Source organism: Desulfococcus sp., assembly GCF_041737845.1.
Classification (GTDB): domain Bacteria; phylum Desulfobacterota; class Desulfobacteria; order Desulfobacterales; family Desulfococcaceae; genus Desulfococcus.
The window spans coordinates 1-16,182 of record NZ_JBGSQX010000047.1 but is presented as its reverse complement, the minus strand read 5'-3'; the positions used below and the strand labels follow the sequence as shown (position 1 = coordinate 16,182).

The 16,182-nt window shown below is 52.9% G+C and carries 11 protein-coding genes and 2 rRNA genes; 6 read left to right on the top strand and 7 right to left on the bottom strand.

What is annotated here, in order from left to right:
- Positions 1-161: 161 nt before the first annotated feature.
- The 3 genes from ACEW8N_RS05515 to ACEW8N_RS05505 form a co-directional block, all read right to left on the bottom strand.
- A complete protein-coding gene (locus ACEW8N_RS05515; RefSeq protein ID WP_373498805.1) occupies positions 162-893 on the bottom strand; it encodes an amino acid ABC transporter ATP-binding protein in 732 nt (243 codons plus the stop codon).
- Positions 893-1,903, bottom strand: coding sequence for an amino acid ABC transporter permease (locus tag ACEW8N_RS05510; RefSeq protein ID WP_373498804.1), 1,011 nt, complete (start codon positions 1,901-1,903; stop codon positions 893-895). The genes ACEW8N_RS05515 and ACEW8N_RS05510 overlap by 1 nt, the downstream gene beginning before the upstream one ends.
- Before the next feature lie 121 nt (positions 1,904-2,024).
- On the bottom strand, positions 2,025-2,849 hold the full coding sequence (locus tag ACEW8N_RS05505; protein WP_373498803.1) for a transporter substrate-binding domain-containing protein: 825 nt from the start codon (positions 2,847-2,849) through the stop codon (positions 2,025-2,027).
- Between the two features lie 334 nt (positions 2,850-3,183).
- Here ACEW8N_RS05505 and ACEW8N_RS05500 point away from each other — a divergent pair, with 334 nt between their 5' ends.
- The 4 genes from ACEW8N_RS05500 (at position 3,184) to ACEW8N_RS05485 (ending at position 10,845) form a co-directional block, all read left to right on the top strand.
- Complete coding sequence (locus tag ACEW8N_RS05500) at positions 3,184-5,277, top strand: 6-phosphofructokinase (protein WP_373498802.1); 2,094 nt, start codon at positions 3,184-3,186, stop codon at positions 5,275-5,277.
- 221 nt (positions 5,278-5,498) lie between these two features.
- Positions 5,499-6,281, top strand: a complete 783-nt coding sequence (gene grpE, locus ACEW8N_RS05495; protein ID WP_373498801.1) for a nucleotide exchange factor GrpE — start codon at positions 5,499-5,501, stop codon at positions 6,279-6,281.
- On the top strand, positions 6,274-7,947 hold the full coding sequence (locus tag ACEW8N_RS05490) for an Hsp70 family protein (RefSeq protein ID WP_373498800.1): 1,674 nt from the start codon (positions 6,274-6,276) through the stop codon (positions 7,945-7,947). The genes grpE and ACEW8N_RS05490 overlap by 8 nt, the downstream gene beginning before the upstream one ends.
- A gap of 156 nt (positions 7,948-8,103) precedes the next feature.
- Positions 8,104-10,845 (top strand): DUF1566 domain-containing protein, encoded by a 2,742-nt coding sequence (locus ACEW8N_RS05485; protein ID WP_373498799.1) that lies wholly within the window; start codon positions 8,104-8,106, stop codon positions 10,843-10,845.
- 258 nt (positions 10,846-11,103) lie between these two features.
- Here the strand turns inward: ACEW8N_RS05485 and ACEW8N_RS05480 are convergent, their stop codons facing one another.
- Positions 11,104-11,454 carry a hypothetical protein gene (locus ACEW8N_RS05480; protein WP_373498798.1) on the bottom strand — a complete coding sequence of 117 codons (351 nt, stop codon included), beginning with the start codon at positions 11,452-11,454 and terminating at the stop codon, positions 11,104-11,106.
- Between the two features lie 27 nt (positions 11,455-11,481).
- Here ACEW8N_RS05480 and ACEW8N_RS05475 point away from each other — a divergent pair, with 27 nt between their 5' ends.
- Together ACEW8N_RS05475 and ACEW8N_RS05470 are read left to right on the top strand one after the other, a co-directional pair.
- Complete coding sequence (locus tag ACEW8N_RS05475) at positions 11,482-12,408, top strand: sensor histidine kinase (RefSeq protein ID WP_373498797.1); 927 nt, start codon at positions 11,482-11,484, stop codon at positions 12,406-12,408.
- A gap of 25 nt (positions 12,409-12,433) precedes the next feature.
- The gene (locus ACEW8N_RS05470) at positions 12,434-13,795 is read left to right on the top strand and encodes a sigma-54-dependent transcriptional regulator (protein ID WP_373498796.1); all 1,362 of its coding nucleotides are present in this window, start codon (positions 12,434-12,436) and stop codon (positions 13,793-13,795) included.
- A 13-nt stretch (positions 13,796-13,808) separates the two neighbouring features.
- On the opposite strand, the gene ACEW8N_RS05465 is transcribed toward ACEW8N_RS05470, so the two are convergent.
- From ACEW8N_RS05465 to ACEW8N_RS05455, 3 genes are all read right to left on the bottom strand, one after another.
- Complete coding sequence (locus ACEW8N_RS05465; protein ID WP_373498795.1) at positions 13,809-14,795, bottom strand: beta-ketoacyl-ACP synthase III; 987 nt, start codon at positions 14,793-14,795, stop codon at positions 13,809-13,811.
- A 219-nt stretch (positions 14,796-15,014) separates the two neighbouring features.
- Positions 15,015-15,131 (bottom strand): 5S ribosomal RNA (gene rrf, locus ACEW8N_RS05460).
- Between the two features lie 49 nt (positions 15,132-15,180).
- Positions 15,181-16,182, bottom strand: a 23S ribosomal RNA gene (locus ACEW8N_RS05455); the annotation flags it as partial.

The window sequence follows — 16,182 nt, the reverse complement described above, 5'->3', positions numbered from 1 at the left end:
CCCGGGATATCTCGGTTTCCCGGCTCTGGCGGCTTGGGATCACGATAGGCGCACCTTTGCCCCGTCGCGGCGTTCGTCGGGGTGGAAAACGCCCTGCGGGGGAAATAAGGGCCAGGCCGGTTTCACCTCGGAGGCGAATCGCCCCTGTGGGATTCACCGGCTTACAGAATCTGGCTCAAAAACAGCTTCGTCCGGTCATGGGTGGGATTCTTGAAAAAATGCTCGGGCGGCCCCTCTTCGACAACCGCCCCGTGATCCATGAAGATCACCCGGTCGGCCACCTCGCGCGCGAACCCCATTTCATGGGTCACCACCACCATGGTCATCCCTTCCCTGGCCATGGTCTTCATGACGTCCAAGACCTCTCCGATCATTTCGGGATCCAGCGCGGACGTGGGCTCATCGAAGAGCATGATCTTCGGATCCATGGCCAGCGCCCGTGCAATCGCAACCCGCTGCTGCTGTCCTCCGGAGAGCTGATCCGGGTATACGTTCGCCTTGTCCTGGATGCCCACCTTCTTGAGAAGGATCATGGCCCGCTCGTGAGCCTCGTCCTTCTTTCGTTTCCGGACCACGCGCTGGGCCAGGGTGAGGTTCTCGATCACGGTTTTATGGGGAAAGAGGTTGAACGACTGGAACACCATGCCGACTTCCGTGCGGACCTTGTTGATATCGGTTTTATGGTCGAGGATGTCGATCCCGTCGATAAAGATGTGCCCCTCGTCAGGTACCTCAAGGTGGTTCAGGCAGCGGATAAACGTGCTTTTGCCGGACCCCGAGGGGCCAATGACAACGACCACTTCTCCAGCGTCGACCTTGTTCGAGACATTGACCAGGGCGCGCACCTCGTGGGGAACGATAAAAGTTTTCGAGATATTTCTGACATCGATCACTAGGCTAACGTCCTCCTTTCCAGAACCTGTACGCACATGGAAAGCGAAAAGGTAAGAACCAGATAGAGCAAGGCGCACATGAACCAGAGTTCGAAGGGCTGCAGGCTTGTGGTCACGACCTCGCGCGTGGCCTTGGTGAGTTCGCGGATGGCGATGATCCCCAGGAGGGAGGAATCCTTGATGAGGCTGATGAATTGACCGGCAAGGGGCGGCAGGATGCGGCGCATGGCCTGGGGAAGGATGACATGAGTCATGGTCTGAAAATAGTTCATCCCCAGGGACCGGGCGGCTTCCGTCTGCCCCCTGTGGATGGATTGAATACCGGCCCGGACGATCTCCGCGACATAGGCGCCCGCAAAAAACGCCAGGGCCGCCACACCGAACCAGAGGGGTGGAATGGTTATCCCGACCTGCTGCTTGACAAGCAGGGTGTTGATCAGGGTTCCCAGAACAAAATACCAGATGAAGATCTGAACCAGCAGGGGGGAGCCTCTGATCAGCTCGATGTAGGTGATTGCGGACCATTTGAGCGCCGGATTGGAGGATATCCTGGAAAGCCCGGTCAATATGCCGATCAGGATGCCGAAAAGAATGGAGATCAGGCTGACCTTGATGGTAATCCACAACCCTATCAGGAGGATCCCCACCTTCCATGTTTTGTAGGAGGCCAGGGTGTCGCCGACGAATATCAGGTCGCCTTCGCTGACCGTGGCGTTGCGTGTCGGCGCGGTATAGGTTTTTTCTTCTCCGTCACCCTTCACGGTGATGGAAACCGTGTCGCCCTGGAGCGCGATGGCGGCGACCTCTCCGCCCAGCTCGGCTTTGATCTCGATATCCTCCTGGTAGTAGAAGTACCGGGGGATTCGATACCATCGCCAGACATAATCAATCTGGGCGGCTGCATAATAGAGGGCAGCGATGGAGGCTCCCAGAAGCAGGAAAAATACCGTGATCCATATCAGATTGGAGCGCTTCTGCCTTAACTTTCTGAGAACTAAGGTTGAATTCATGAGCCTGTTTTTCTTTGGGATGGTTTTAGCATATCGCGCCAAATCGTCTAGCAGAGGGGCCTCAGGAGGAATTCCGGGCTCAGGTTTCGTCAAACACCGCTGAGCCCGGGGGGATCCGGACTCACTTCACATTCTGATACCAATCCGTGCTTTTGATCCATTTGTCGTAAACCTGATCGTACCTCCCGTCGTTTTTGATCTGCCTGAGAAAATTGTTCAGCCAGTTCATAAAATCCGGGTCGCCTTTGGAGATGGCCCACGCCAGGGGTTCATAGGTAAACGGTTGATCGAGGAAGACCAGTTTCCCGGCGCCCTGCTCCGCCATGATGACGACGCAGTTGGGCTGGTCGTAGACATAGGCGTCGGCCTTGCCGTTGATGACCTCGAGAACGGCCTCCGTCTCGGTCTCAAAGGACTTGTAGTTACATTTCGGAATGTAGCGCTTTACGGCCTGTTCGCCGGTCGTGCCGAGCTTGGAGGTGACGGTGAATTTGGGATCATTGAGATCTTTGTAGGAGGTCACCGCACCTTCATGCTTTTTATTCAACAGAATCGCCTGACCGACGACGATGTAGGGGTCGGCGAAATTCACCTTCAGATTGCGCTCCTGGGTAACGGTCATGCCGCTCATGATGATGTCGAACTTCCCGGTGATGAGCGAGGGGATGATGCCGTCCCAGGCTGTATTGATCGGAACAAATTTCACCCCCATGGCCTTGGCCATCATTTTGGCGATATCGATGTCGAACCCGACGAATTCGCCTTTTTTGTCAGTCATTTCGAAGGGCATATAGCCGGCCTCGAAGCCCACCCGCAGTTCTCCTTTCTGGAGAATCTGTTCGAGGGTCGAATTCTTCGCAAGATCGATGTCCGCGCCCCAGACCGATCCGCTCAAACCCATCAAAATCGCCGCCGCCGCCGCCAGGCACTTCAAATTCTTCTTCATTGAAACCTCCTCAGATAATGATTTAATGGATCGTATTTACTATAACGACCATTTCACAAAGTAAATGCTTTTTTGCCGGGCACGGGCATCCACGGCATAACATCCCGGTTTCTTATTAATAAATTCCAAATGCCTTGACAGGATGATCATAGCGGGATATGATTTGTTATTCAGTGGTTCCATTCTCCAACGCATCATTATAGGTACGCATCCGTGTTGATCTTGGCAGGGAAATGCCGGACGGCCGGACCCGAGCGATGCCGTTGACTGGCAAGCCGATCTGGAAGTCCACAGCATCGTTTCTTGAAGCATGTTCTGATTATGGAGGCGTCTTATGGCCGAGAGCAAACTCAAGTCGATTGACGACATCCTGAAAACCCCCGAAGCCCGCTACGCAACGGGAAACATTACGCCGGCGCTTTCAGAAAGAATGGGGTTCAACCCACCGAAGTGCAAGGTATTTCTCTCCCCCTGCACCACACTCAGCACAGACGTGTCCTTCACGTTCCGGATCGACAGGGAAGCTCAAAAAAAACTGCCCGATATCATCGGCAACAGCGTCCAGCGGATTGTCGGCGTCGACGCGCCGGACCCCCTGCTGCAGGAAACCCACGACAAGCCGCGGAAGCTCGGCATCGTTTTCTCCGGCGGTCCGGCCCCCGGAGGGCACAACGTCATCGCAGGCCTTTTCGACGCCGCCCAAAAGGCGAATCCGGAGACCCGTATTTACGGGTTTCTTATGGGGCCCGACGGCATCATCGAAAACGAGGCCATCCCTCTGACAAAGGAAATCATCGACCGATACCGCAACTTGGGGGGGTTTTCGATGATCAAGACCGGCAGGACCAAAATCGACACCCGCCAGAAAATGACACTTTCCAGACAGACCTGCAAAGATCTCGGACTGGACGCCCTTGTGGTCGTGGGCGGGGATGATTCCAACACCAATGCCGCCTTTCTGGCTCAGGAAATGTTCGCGGACGGCGTACAGGTGATCGGCGTCCCGAAAACCATCGACGGGGACATCCAGGTCAGGGATGACGCCGGCCAGGTGCTCTGCGCCATGTCCTTCGGCTTTCACTCTGCGGCAAGATCCTTTGCCGGCGCCATTTCGAACCTCTGCACCGACGGCAGCTCGGATGTCAAGTACTGGCATATCTGCAAGGTCATGGGACGGGTCGCAAGCCACCTGGCCCTGGAGGTGGCGCTCCAGACCCATGCCAACATGGCCTTCATCGGTGAGGAGATGGCGGACTACGTCGATGAAGCGCGCCTCAAACGGGCCGAAAACGCCGGTTCCATCGATTACACCGCCTACGGCATGACTCTCAGGCACCTTTCCCGGGTCATCTGCGAGGCCATCGTAAGCCGGGCTGCCGTGGGGAAGAATTACGGCGTCATGGTGATCCCCGAGGGAATTCTGGAGTTCATCAACGAAATTCAACTCTTCATTGTAAAGCTCAACACCATCATCGCCGATTACAACGCCACCCATGACGCCACTTTTCATCAGGACTTTCCGATGCTGACCGACAAGCTCGATTATCTGAGGCGCCAGGCCCAGCGCGCAAGAGACAGGGGCGGCTTCACGGTGTGGAACACCCGAGATGAGGACCTTTTCAGCGACATCCCGGACTTCTTCAAGGAAGGCCTGCTTATGGAACGGGACAGCCACGGGAATTTTCCCTTTTCGCAGGTCGAAACGGAAAAAGTGCTGATGGATCTGGTCAAGGACTACCTCAAGATCCTTCATGAACAGGGCCGCTATCGCATCGGCATTCTGCGGGACTACTATGTCAAGACGTTCACGAACGGCGGCCTGGATCCGGATGCCTACGGCCCTGTACTGTTTTCAAACTGGAAAGAGGGGGAATACCTGCTGATGAAGGCCGATATCATCTCCATCAAAACCCTGAAGCAGGTACTTATCCGGGAAGAGGCGATCGGTTCCAGCGAAGAAATTCCGCCGCCGGTTCAAAAAATCTACAAGAAATCGGTTCCCGACTTCAAAATACAGACCCATTTCTACGGGTATGACGGACGCGGGAGCGATCCCACCTATTTCGACTGCGTTTACACCTATAACCTGGGGCTCACGGTGTTCAGCCTGATTGCAAACGGCGCAACCGGCCAGATGGCTGCAATCAAGAATCTGGAGTTCGATCTCTCGCGCTGGGAACCCATCGGCATTCCCATTGCACCGCTGATGCACCTGGAGGAGCGGCAGGGGAAGCTTTCGCTGGTCATTGAGCGAAGCATCGTCGATGTGAACTCCGTCGCTTTTCAAGCCGCCAAGGCCAACCGGGAAACATGGCTGGCGGCCTTTCCGGGTGAGGACAACTACCGAAATCCGGGGCCAATCCAGCTTCTCGGCGAAACCGAGGAGCGCCGTCCGATTACACTGCTTCTCAATTCGCTCGCGAGGTAGCCGGATATCCTGCGGGCGAGACGCCGCCCCGCCATGATCATTGCCCTGCGGGAAACCGAACGGACGGCTGTGTTTTTTTTCTTGACAGGTTATACCCTTTTATTTTATACAAAGAGCGGTAATAAACTGATTTTTTACATATAATTACTATAAATTATATTATATCCATTATTTAAACCATCATTCCCGCCGCACATGGCTCGGCGAAGGAGCTTCCCCTGATGAGCCAAGATCAACAGGTGGAAACCAGCGATGGACCGGAAGCGGAGAACACTCCGCCGGGAAGGTCCATTACGGAATGGGACCACTATATCAATAACCCACCATCCGAACCCCTCGCAGCCGGCGACGGCATCGTTGACACCCAAGCCGATGCGATGCCGGCCACGATGATTGACGACGGACATCCGTATGATGGCGACGCACTTCTCCTGGCGTCCGAAGCAGACATCATGAAGCCCGTTCACCTGAAGCTGGACGGCATCGGCAAACAACTGGCGGAGCTCCGAAAAGAATTCCAGTTCAAAATCAAAAACGATGCTCAGAAGGACAAGGTGATCAACAGCCTCCATCAGGAACTCCAGCTATACAAGAGCAACCACCTGAAAAAATATATCCTGCCCACGATTATGGATATCATCCAGTTTATCGACGGGGTGAGAAAACTGATCCAATACCTCACCCTCGACAGACCCGATGAGAGCGAGTCTCAAAGAATCATGAAACTGACAAAAGTGTTGAAATCGATTCCATCCGACTTGGAAGATATCTGCTCCAAACAGGGGATTTCTCCCTTCAAGTGCAGCGAAACAGCCTTCAACCCGGGTCGGCAGAGAATCCTTAGAAAAATTTTTATGGCAACCGCGGAACAGGACAAAACAGTTGCGGAAAGCTTGCGCCCAGGCTATGTATGGGATGGTGAGGTCATCCGGCCCGAATTGGTATCGGTGTACATTTACAAAGCGCCAGAAGATGGAATAGAAACGAGGAATACAGATGAGTAAACAGCTTAAAAGAATATTTGGTATTGATCTCGGCACCACATACTCATCCCTCGCGTGCGTTGACGAATACGGAAAAACCGTCGTTATCCCGAACGCCGAGAGCCAGCGGCTCACTCCCTCCGTCGTTTTCTTCAACGGAAACAATATCATCGTCGGCGATATCGCAAAAGAGAACTCAAAGCTCTATCCCAACGATGTCGTAAGCTTTGTCAAACGGTCCATGGGTGAACCCAATTTCATCTTTGAGCACCAGTCCGTCCGCTATCGCGCCGAAGAGATCTCAAGTTTCATCATCCGAAAAATCGTACAGGATGCCGAACAGTACCTTGGGATATCGGGAACCGAGGATCTGGTGATCACCTGCCCCGCCTATTTTGGAATCAATGAGCGCGAAGCGACAAAAAGAGCGGGCGAAATCGCGGGATTTGACGTCCGCCAGATCATCAACGAACCCACCGCCGCCGCCATCGCCTATGGGTCCATCGAAACCGATGAGGAACGCGTCATCCTCGTCTACGATCTGGGGGGCGGAACCTTCGACATCACCATGATCGATATCAAGCCCGATGACAGCATCGAGGTCATCTGCACCGGCGGCGATCACAATCTTGGCGGCAAGGATTTCGATGACCGGGTGATCGCCTACCTGGTGGAAGAGTTCCAAAACCAGACGGGCATCCGGGAAGACGTTCTCGCGGACGCCGATACATGCCAGGATCTGCAGCTTTCCGCCGAAAAGGCCAAGAAGAATCTCACCCAGTTGGAAAACACCACCGTCTTGATCACCCACGCCGGAGAACGCATCAAAGTTCAATTCGAACGCAAGGTATTTGAACGTCTGACCCAGGATCTGCTCGAAAGGACGATCTCACTGACCCACGAGATGCTCGAGGAGGCCGGCAAGAAGGGATATAAGCATTTCGATGAAATCATCCTGGTCGGGGGCTCCACTCGAATGCCCATGGTTGCGCGAAGAATCAAAAAGGAATTCGGGATAGAACCCAAACTTTTCGATCCGGATGAAGCCGTTGCCAAGGGGGCCGCCATCTATGGCTGGAAATTGTTCCTGCAGGACGAGGTCAGGGAGCACATCTCACAGAAGACGGGTAAACATATCGAAGACCTTGAAGACATCAACGATTTGGATCTAGACGACATCATCGAGGAGGTCGAACAAATCGTCGCCAACGACACCGGCTATTCGATTCAGGACGTTCAGAGCGCCAAGATGAAAATCAAGAATGTCACCAGCAAGAGCTTTGGTGTGGTGGCCCATGATCAGGACAGCAACGAACTTGTCTACAACCTTATCCTGAAGAACAACGATGTTCCTGTAAACACGAAGAAAACATTTGGAACGGCGGTCGACGGCCAGGAGATCGCCTCCATCCAGATCATGGAAAACGAAGAAAGCGATGTCGTCGCCACGCTGGACAATTCCATCCTTATCGGGACGGCTGTCCTCAATCTGCCGCCCGATCTTGCCGCAAACACCCCGATAGAGATTATTTTCAGGCTCAATCGCGAAGGACGCCTGGAGATCACGGCCGAAGAGATGAGCCCCGCGCATCGGTCCGTCAACGTAACCATCGAAACGCGGTCGGTGATTCGGGGAAAAGAGTTCGAGGAAGCCAAGGCCCGAGCCAAGCACATTGTCGTCATATAGCCATATTTCTTCCAATCCCGTCACCTGCGTCGCGCGGTTCCTTGATGCTTAATGACGATGCGCATCGCAGCAGGAACCGGATTTTTCGGCACCATCGAACCCCAACCCATCCTTTAATGGTGTAAAAAACGACTCGATACGGCTTTTAGGGTAACCATGGACATCAAGAACTATTACTTTCTTTTGGAGCTTTCCATCGATCCCCCGGAAAATACACCGGAGGTCATTGAAGACGCGATCCAGAAAAAGCAGGCGCTCTGGAGCCGACTCAGAAATCATCCGACCAAGGGGACTCAGGCGCAGCAATACATGGGGCTGCTTCCGGACATCCGTAATGTCATGACAAATGATGCGCTTCGCCGGAAGGAGGCTGAAGAAGCCAAACGTCTCTTTATCGAAAGAGAAAAGGAGACGAACAACAGGATTGACCGGCATATCGCATTGTTGTTGAGCAAGGGGCGAATTTCCGGAGACGAGATATCACAACTGGCCCGTCTGAATTCGGTTTCCGAAGAAAGGATCCAAGAAAGGATTACGAAGAAAAAACGCCTGTTTCTCATCAACTTCAAAATCGAGGAACTGGTCCGGACCGGAAAGACCGATCCCAAATATCACGGCGGCCTAGTTAAGGAATTCTCCCTGGATCCCGGCAAAATTTCGGATTGGATACAAAACAAGGAGCGTGAAAAATACAAGAAAATCGATGCCTGTCTGCGTCGCTGCAATCAGAGAGGCTATGTCACCCGTGAGGAAATCAGCGCGCTGTCCCGGCTCTTTCTGATCTCCACGGATAATATCGTGCGGCGGACGAGGTGCGTGATCAAGGAAAGCGGCACCCCCATGCAGGACCGGCCTGAGCCGCTGGATAAGAGCACCGAAAAAATCATTGCCGACAATTTGAAAATTGTCGGGAAATCCTCCCTCTACGATTTCCTGGATGTTCCCCAGGGGTCCGATCTGAATGTCCTGCAGGACACCACCCACGGAAAAGATGCCGAAGTTCGCAAAATCGGTCAAAAAGATGCCAAAACAACCGCAAGCGGGACGCTGGTCGGGCATTGCATCTCTATCTTCAAGACCGAAGAGAACCGCAGGTCATACGATCGCTCCCTGACCCTGTCCCGCCTTCAGGAACTCGATGCGGATATGGATGTTTCGGGCATCAGCAAAAAGATCCACGCCGAATACCTCTCCATCCTGATGAAAAGCGCGCTGAAACTCGGAATGGATATTGATGAAGCCCGACTGCACATCGAGGGCTATCTGAGGAAAAAACGATGGAAAATAGAGAAACTGAAGCCGTTCATCGCTAAAAGACGCCCCTTCTTCCTCCGCCCCGTCACCATTGCCATTGCCGTCCTGCTCGCGCTTTCGACGGCATCTGCCCTTGTCATCCTGAGAAAAAAACAGGTCGCCCGGGAATTCAGCGAGACCCTCAAGCTCGCCGAACTATCGCAGGAGCTTGAAAATAAGGAGATGATCCTTCGAGGGTTTCTGGAAAAATATCCAGACAGCGATCTTGCCCCTGACTTGGAAAAAAAGATTGCGGCCGTTCGGGGGCTCGTGGAAAATCGGGATTACAAAATCGTTCTGACACAGTTTGAAAAATTCGTTCGAGATGATACGTTGATCGAGGCCGCGGCAGTCCTGAATAAACACATGGAGAAATATCCCAAGGGGCCTCACCGGAAGGAAATGGAAGAGAAGCGCGCGCAAATCCGTCGAAGCCTTGAAGACTCGAACTACGAAGCCCTGCAAGCAGCGCTCACTGTATGTGAGGAGCGAAAAGAGTGGGAGAAATGCATTCTCCTGTGCGACCATTTCATCTACAAGAATTCGGATTCTCGGCATTCGGAGAAGGCCTCGGGGCTGAAAAAGAAATATGCCCGGATCATCCAAAGCATCGCAGATCTGGCGTCCATGAAACAGCGGGCGGAGCAGCAAGGGATTGACTTTGAGGCCGGCCGCCTGATCTATCTGGAATATCTTGAATCAACGCCTGAACTGCCTTTGATCATCAAGAAAGCCATCGTCGATGAGATCGAGTCCTATGACCGGAAAATTGTGATGTTCCACCAGGCGGAAAACGAGTGGGGGCGCCTGATGGACGCAAGCGATAACGATCACATCAGCCTTTCGGACCACATTCGGCAATTGAAGGCGTTTATTCAAAAATATCCCCGGGAATGGTATGGCGAAGAGGCAGATTACCTCCTGACCCGCCTCGAAAAACAAAATACGCTTAAAACAAGGCAGCTGCGAACAGAAAAAGAAAATCACGACTGGAAAGCCTTGGCGCTTGACGCGCAGAATCAACGGCTGAGTCTATCCAGCAGGATGTCAAAGGTTGAAGGCTTCATCCAAAATTATCCGGACGGCAACTATATCACCAAGGCCAAAATTCTTTTCGTTTCCTTGAATAAACAGCAAAAATTGGAGGAATCCAAGCTGCTTCAGGAGAAAAGCGACGCATCCCGGCGGCAGGAAAAAATGCATCAACTGAGCGGGATGCTGAAAAACCTCGGCGGTTTTTTTATCGACAACAACAACGGCACCGTCACGGACAAACGGACCGGGCTGATGTGGTCCATTTTCCACGCCAGCCTTGCCGGCAACAGCTGCGTCAACCACCGTGAGGCGCTTCAATATGTCAATCGATTGGGAACGGCCGGATACCGCGACTGGCGCGTTCCCTCAGTTGAAGAATTACAGGTCATCCTCCAAACCCGCCCTCTGTTTCCGGCGGATCGATCTACCTTTTTCTGGACCTCCGAACTGTTCTGGCATGGCTGGAACGAAATGGCCTTTATTTTCTCCCCCCACAACAATACCGAGTGGAAGAAAGAATCGGGTCGGGTGGAAAAGTGCGGGTCGGTTCTGGCGGTCAGAAACCCGTGATCCCCTGAAACAGGATCAAAGCCTTCGAGAGGGCGTGTGTTTTACCGCAGACTCAATTTCAATATATGCTTCAACCTATCCCTGCTGTTGGCGGCGGCGATGCTGCTGATCAATTTCGTATCGATAGGGGTGGCTCAGAGATTGCTCATCAGAAACAAGGCGACCGAGGGCAGCTTGTTGATCCGAGCCATCGAACAGCGCCTTCAGCCATCGGGGTCGAAGGCATCGGGGAACCTGCTGGATGCCCTCGAAGCCCTGTTACAGGAATCCGATTACACCTATGCCGTAATCTTTGATCTCAACCTGATCGAACGTTTCGCCTTGGGAAAAACGGATGTCCCACACGGAGAGATTGTCCTGGCGATGAAAAAGGCCCTGGCTTCCAGGCAGCCCAACACCGAACTCATGGGCGCCACTTGGGGCGTCCTTTGGCGGCAGAAGGCCGTCCTCATGCAGAGCGCGCCCTTGTACAACGACGGCATTCTCACCGCGGGCGTCAGCATCGTCTTTCCACTTCAACAGATTTACCAGCAATTGCGACATTCTCAGATGGTTTTCTTCCTCTATATCCTGATCAACCTGATTCTTCTGTCTTTTATCGGACGGCATCGTTTTTCCAGATTGACGATCGACCCCTTGAAAAAACTGCTGGAGACCACCGAAGCCAACACCGAAGGCAGGGAAACGCTCTTTCTGGGCGGCGAAAAGGATGGCAACGAATTCAATCAGCTTTCCAATGCATTAAACCAGATGCTCAACCGAATATCCAAGGACCAGGAAAATGTCAAATTGAGCATCCATTCCCTCAGACAGGCCAATCTCGACTTAAAAAAAGCGCAGAACGATATTATCAGCGCTGAGAAACTTGCATCCGTAGGAAGGTTTTCCGCAGGCATCGCCCATGAAATCGGAAATCCCCTCGCAATTATCGTGGGATATCTTGAACTCCTGAAACGGAAGGACATCTCACCGTCGGAAAGAGAGGATTTCATCACGCGGACAGAGAGCGAAATCAGCCGCATCCATCGTATTATTCGCCAGCTGCTTGATTTTTCGAGACCCTCCAGCAACACCATCGGAAGGATATCCGTCCATGACATCCTATCGGATATCAGCACCATTTTTCAATATCAGCCCCTCATGCGGCATGTCGAACTGAAGCTCTCCCTGTCGGCCCGCGAAGACGGTGTCAGGGCCGATGCGTCCTTGCTTCGACAGGCGTTCATCAATCTTGCCATCAATGCCGCCGATGCCGTAAATCAGGCCGGAAAAACAGGAGCGCTGGTCGTCGAAACCCTTAATTTCCCAAGTAATCATGCGAATGAAACGCATCAGTGGCTTGAGGTCACGTTCACGGATAATGGCATCGGCATCCCGGCGGATCAGCTGAATTTCATTTTCGAACCATTTTACACCTCCAAGGCCCCGGGGAAGGGAACCGGCCTGGGACTGTCGGTCTGTTACATGATCATAGAGGCTGCCGGCGGGAGAATTGAAGCGCGCAGCGAGGAAGGCATTGGCACGAAAATGATCATTGACCTCCCTGTATGCAATGGAGAATAGGTTGCAGATGCCCGGAGAAAGAAGATTGCTCATCATCGATGACGAGGAAAACATGCGTCATATGCTGGCGGTCCTGCTGTCAAAACTGGGATACCAGGTCGATACCGCAGCCGATGGCGCGATCGGACTCCGCATGATCAAGGACGAGTCCTATGATTTTATCCTATGCGACCTCAACATGCCTCACATGGGGGGAATGGATTTCCTGAGAATCGCCAAGGACGATGTGAGCAATACCACAGTAATCGTCATGTCGGCATATGGAAGCATCGATACTGCGCTGGATGCCATGAAACTTGGGGCATATGACTATATTTCCAAGCCCTTCAAGACAGACGAGGTTTATCTGGCCCTCAAAAAAGCGGAGGAACGGGAGAGCTTGCGTCGGGAAAACCTGCAGTTGAAGGAGCGTATCCGGACGATCGAGTCGGGTTCTTCCTTTGCTCGGATGATCGGAAAAAGCGACGCCATGCAGGCGGTATTCAGGCTCGCCCGAAAAGCAGCCCAATACGATGCCACCGTTCTCATCTCCGGGGAGAGCGGGACGGGCAAGGAGTTGATCGCGCGGGGGGTTCACTTTGAAGGCTGCCGGTCCGGCGGACCGTTTGTCGCGGTGAACTGCGGGGGGATTCCGGAGAATCTGCTCGAAAGCGAGTTCTTTGGATATAAAAAAGGGGCATTTACGGGTGCCGATAAAAACAGGAAGGGGCTGTTTGAGAATGCGGAGGGCGGAACCTTGTTTCTGGACGAGATCGGGGAGCTGCCGTTGTCGCTTCAGGTCAAATTCCTACGGGTGCTTCAGGAGAATGAAATCCGGCCCATCGGAGACTCCAAAACCCGGCCCATCAATGCCAGAATCATTGCGGCGACTTCGAAAGACCTCCAGGAGGGCATCTCGCGGGATATGTTTCGGCAGGATCTGTTTTACAGACTGAATGTCCTTCCCATCACGATTCCGCCCCTGAGAGAACGCCCTGATGACATCCCGTTGCTGACCATGCATTTCATCGATCGCGTCAGTCGGTCCATGAACAAGGACATCCATGGCATTTCAAAGGAGGCCATGCCACTGCTGCTGCGACACTCGTGGCCGGGAAATGTGCGGGAACTGGAAAATTCAATCAAACGGGCCGCCGTCCTCGCGGACGAAACGATCCTTACACCTGACAACTTTCCATTTTTGCGGGAGGCCATGCCTGGCGAAAAAAAGCGGACCACCATGTTCGAGGGGTACTCTTTGAAGGAAGCTCAGAAGATGCTTGAAAAACATCTCATCACAAAGGCCCTCGAAGAAACGGGCGGAAACCGAACAAAAGCGATTCAACTCCTTGAAATCAGCCATCCATCTTTATTATCTAAAATCAAAGCGTACGACATCGCTTTGTGACAGATGCGCCGCGTCATATGGCCCACTTCAGCAAAACACTGCCCCAGGTGAATCCTGCTCCGAAAGCGGACAGCAGCACCCAATCATCCTTTTTGAATTTATGCTGTTGATGGGCCTCCGACATGGCAAGGGGAATCGTCGCGGCGGTTGTGTTGCCATATTTTTCGATATTGATAATCACCTGTTCCGGCGTTAATCTGAGCTTTTTGGCAACAGCGTCGATGATTCTCAAATTGGCCTGATGGGGAATCAGGTAATTCAGGTCCTTTCCAGACAGCCCGTTTCTCTTTAAAACCTCTTCCGAGACACTGCACATGCCTTTTACGGCATATTTAAAAACGGTTTTTCCATCCTGATACACATAGTGCATCTTTTGCTGTACGGTATCCATCGTTGCGGGATGAAGGCTTCCTCCACCCAGAACATTCAAATATTCAATACCGATACCGTCAAGATGAAGGTCGAAATCAATGATTCCCCGATCAGATTCCGTGGATTGCTCAAGCAGAACCGCACCAGCACCATCGCCAAAAATAACGCATGTGTTCCGGTCTTCATAGTTGATGATACAGCTCATTTTATCCGCGCCGATCACCAAAGCGTTTTTATACCGGCCGGTTTCTATAAATTGAGATGCCGTGGCAAGGGCGTAGACGAACCCCGTGCATCCGCCGTTCAAATCGAACCCCCAGCAGCGATGAGCGCCCAACTCCTTTTGAATAACCGATGCAGCGCTGGGAACAGGCATATCCGGAGTAATGGTCGCTAAAATGATCAGTTCGATCTCCTCCGGCGACACGGCGCTTTGCTCAAATATCATCCTTGCGGCCCTAAGGGCCATATAGGAAGTCCCTTTGGCCTTATCCAGGATGGACCGCTCCGCGATGCCGGTTCGGACCCTTATCCACTCATCATTGGTGTCTACTAATTTCTCCAGATCCTTGTTGGTCAATTTTTCTTCCGGAGAGTAGTGTCCAAGGCCAGTTATAATCGCGCGCATTAACCTTCCTCCTGAAAATCAGACGAGAGCCAGAGCCGTTATCAGGCAAATACAGAGAATGAATACCATCGGCATTACAGATTTTCTAGCCGTTGACCGACGCGTTCTTTTCAGATGAATCGCAGCGGAGCCTTTCCATTTTTTAGCGTCTGGTCCGGCGTCGATATGTCATCATAAAAAAAGCCCGTTTCGGTGAGAAACGGGCTTTTTTTTGAGTGATAACGGCGGCGTCCTACTCTCCCACACAGCTTCCCGTGCAGTACCATCAGCGCTAAAGAGCTTAACTTCCGTGTTCGGAATGGGAACGGGTGTTGCCTCTTTGCCATCGCCACCGAAATCCGTATAAGTACATCAAAGCGCTTCAACCTTTTGTGTCGCTTAATTTGTGGCTAAGCCTCACGACTCGTTAGTACCGGTCAGCTCAATGCGTTGCCGCACTTACACACCCGGCCTATCTGCCTCGTAGTCTTCGAGGTGTCTTCAGTCCTTGCGGATGGGATATCTCATCTCGAGGTGGGCTTCCCGCTTAGATGCTTTCAGCGGTTATCCTTTCCGAACTTAGCTACCCAGCTATGCCGCTGGCGCGACAACTGGAACACCAGTGGTTCGTCCATTCCGGTCCTCTCGTACTAGGAACAGATCCCCTCAAATATCCTGCGCCCACGAAAGATAGGGACCAAACTGTCTCACGACGTTTTAAACCCAGCTCACGTACCACTTTAATCGGCGAACAGCCGAACCCTTGGGACCTGCTCCAGCCCCAGGATGTGATGAGCCGACATCGAGGTGCCAAACCGCGCCGTCGATGTGAACTCTTGGGCGCGATAAGCCTGTTATCCCCGGCGTACCTTTTATCCGTTGAGCGACGGCCCTTCCATGCAGAACCGCCGGATCACTAAGACCTACTTTCGTACCTGCTCGAAATGTCTCTCTCGCAGTCAAGCTCCCTTATGCCTTTACACTCGATGGCCGGTTTCCAATCGGCCTGAGGGAACCTTCGCGCGCCTCCGTTACTCTTTGGGAGGCGACCGCCCCAGTCAAACTACCCGCCAGACACTGTCTTTCGCCCAGTTCATGGGCCGAAATTAGAACCCTAAAATAGCAAGGGTGGTATTTCAAGGGCGGCTCCACCAAAACTTGCGTCCCAGTTTCTTCGCCTCCCACCTATCCTACACATACTAGTTCAAAGTCCAATGTCAAGCTATAGTAAAGGTGCCGGGGTCTTTCCGTCTTTTCGCGGGTAGACGGCATCTTCACCGCCAATACAATTTCACTGAGTCCCTGGTTGAGACAGTGCGGAAGTCGTTACGCCATTCGTGCAGGTCGGAACTTACCCGACAAGGAATTTCGCTACCTTAGGACCGTTATAGTTACGGCCGCCGTTTAC

What these genes read in the sequence shown, in the direction of transcription:
- ACEW8N_RS05510 (WP_373498804.1), bottom strand. Translation starts at nt 1,903, where the DNA reads ATGAATTCAACCTTAGTTCTCAGAAAGTTAAGGCAGAAGCGCTCCAAT.
- ACEW8N_RS05505 (WP_373498803.1), bottom strand. Translation starts at nt 2,849, where the DNA reads ATGAAGAAGAATTTGAAGTGCCTGGCGGCGGCGGCGGCGATTTTGATG.
- ACEW8N_RS05500 (WP_373498802.1), top strand. Translation starts at nt 3,184, where the DNA reads ATGGCCGAGAGCAAACTCAAGTCGATTGACGACATCCTGAAAACCCCC.
- grpE (WP_373498801.1), top strand. Translation starts at nt 5,499, where the DNA reads ATGAGCCAAGATCAACAGGTGGAAACCAGCGATGGACCGGAAGCGGAG.
- ACEW8N_RS05490 (WP_373498800.1), top strand. Translation starts at nt 6,274, where the DNA reads ATGAGTAAACAGCTTAAAAGAATATTTGGTATTGATCTCGGCACCACA.
- ACEW8N_RS05485 (WP_373498799.1), top strand. Translation starts at nt 8,104, where the DNA reads ATGGACATCAAGAACTATTACTTTCTTTTGGAGCTTTCCATCGATCCC.
- ACEW8N_RS05480 (WP_373498798.1), bottom strand. Translation starts at nt 11,454, where the DNA reads ATGCCGTCCGATAAAAGACAGAAGAATCAGGTTGATCAGGATATAGAG.
- ACEW8N_RS05465 (WP_373498795.1), bottom strand. Translation starts at nt 14,795, where the DNA reads ATGCGCGCGATTATAACTGGCCTTGGACACTACTCTCCGGAAGAAAAA.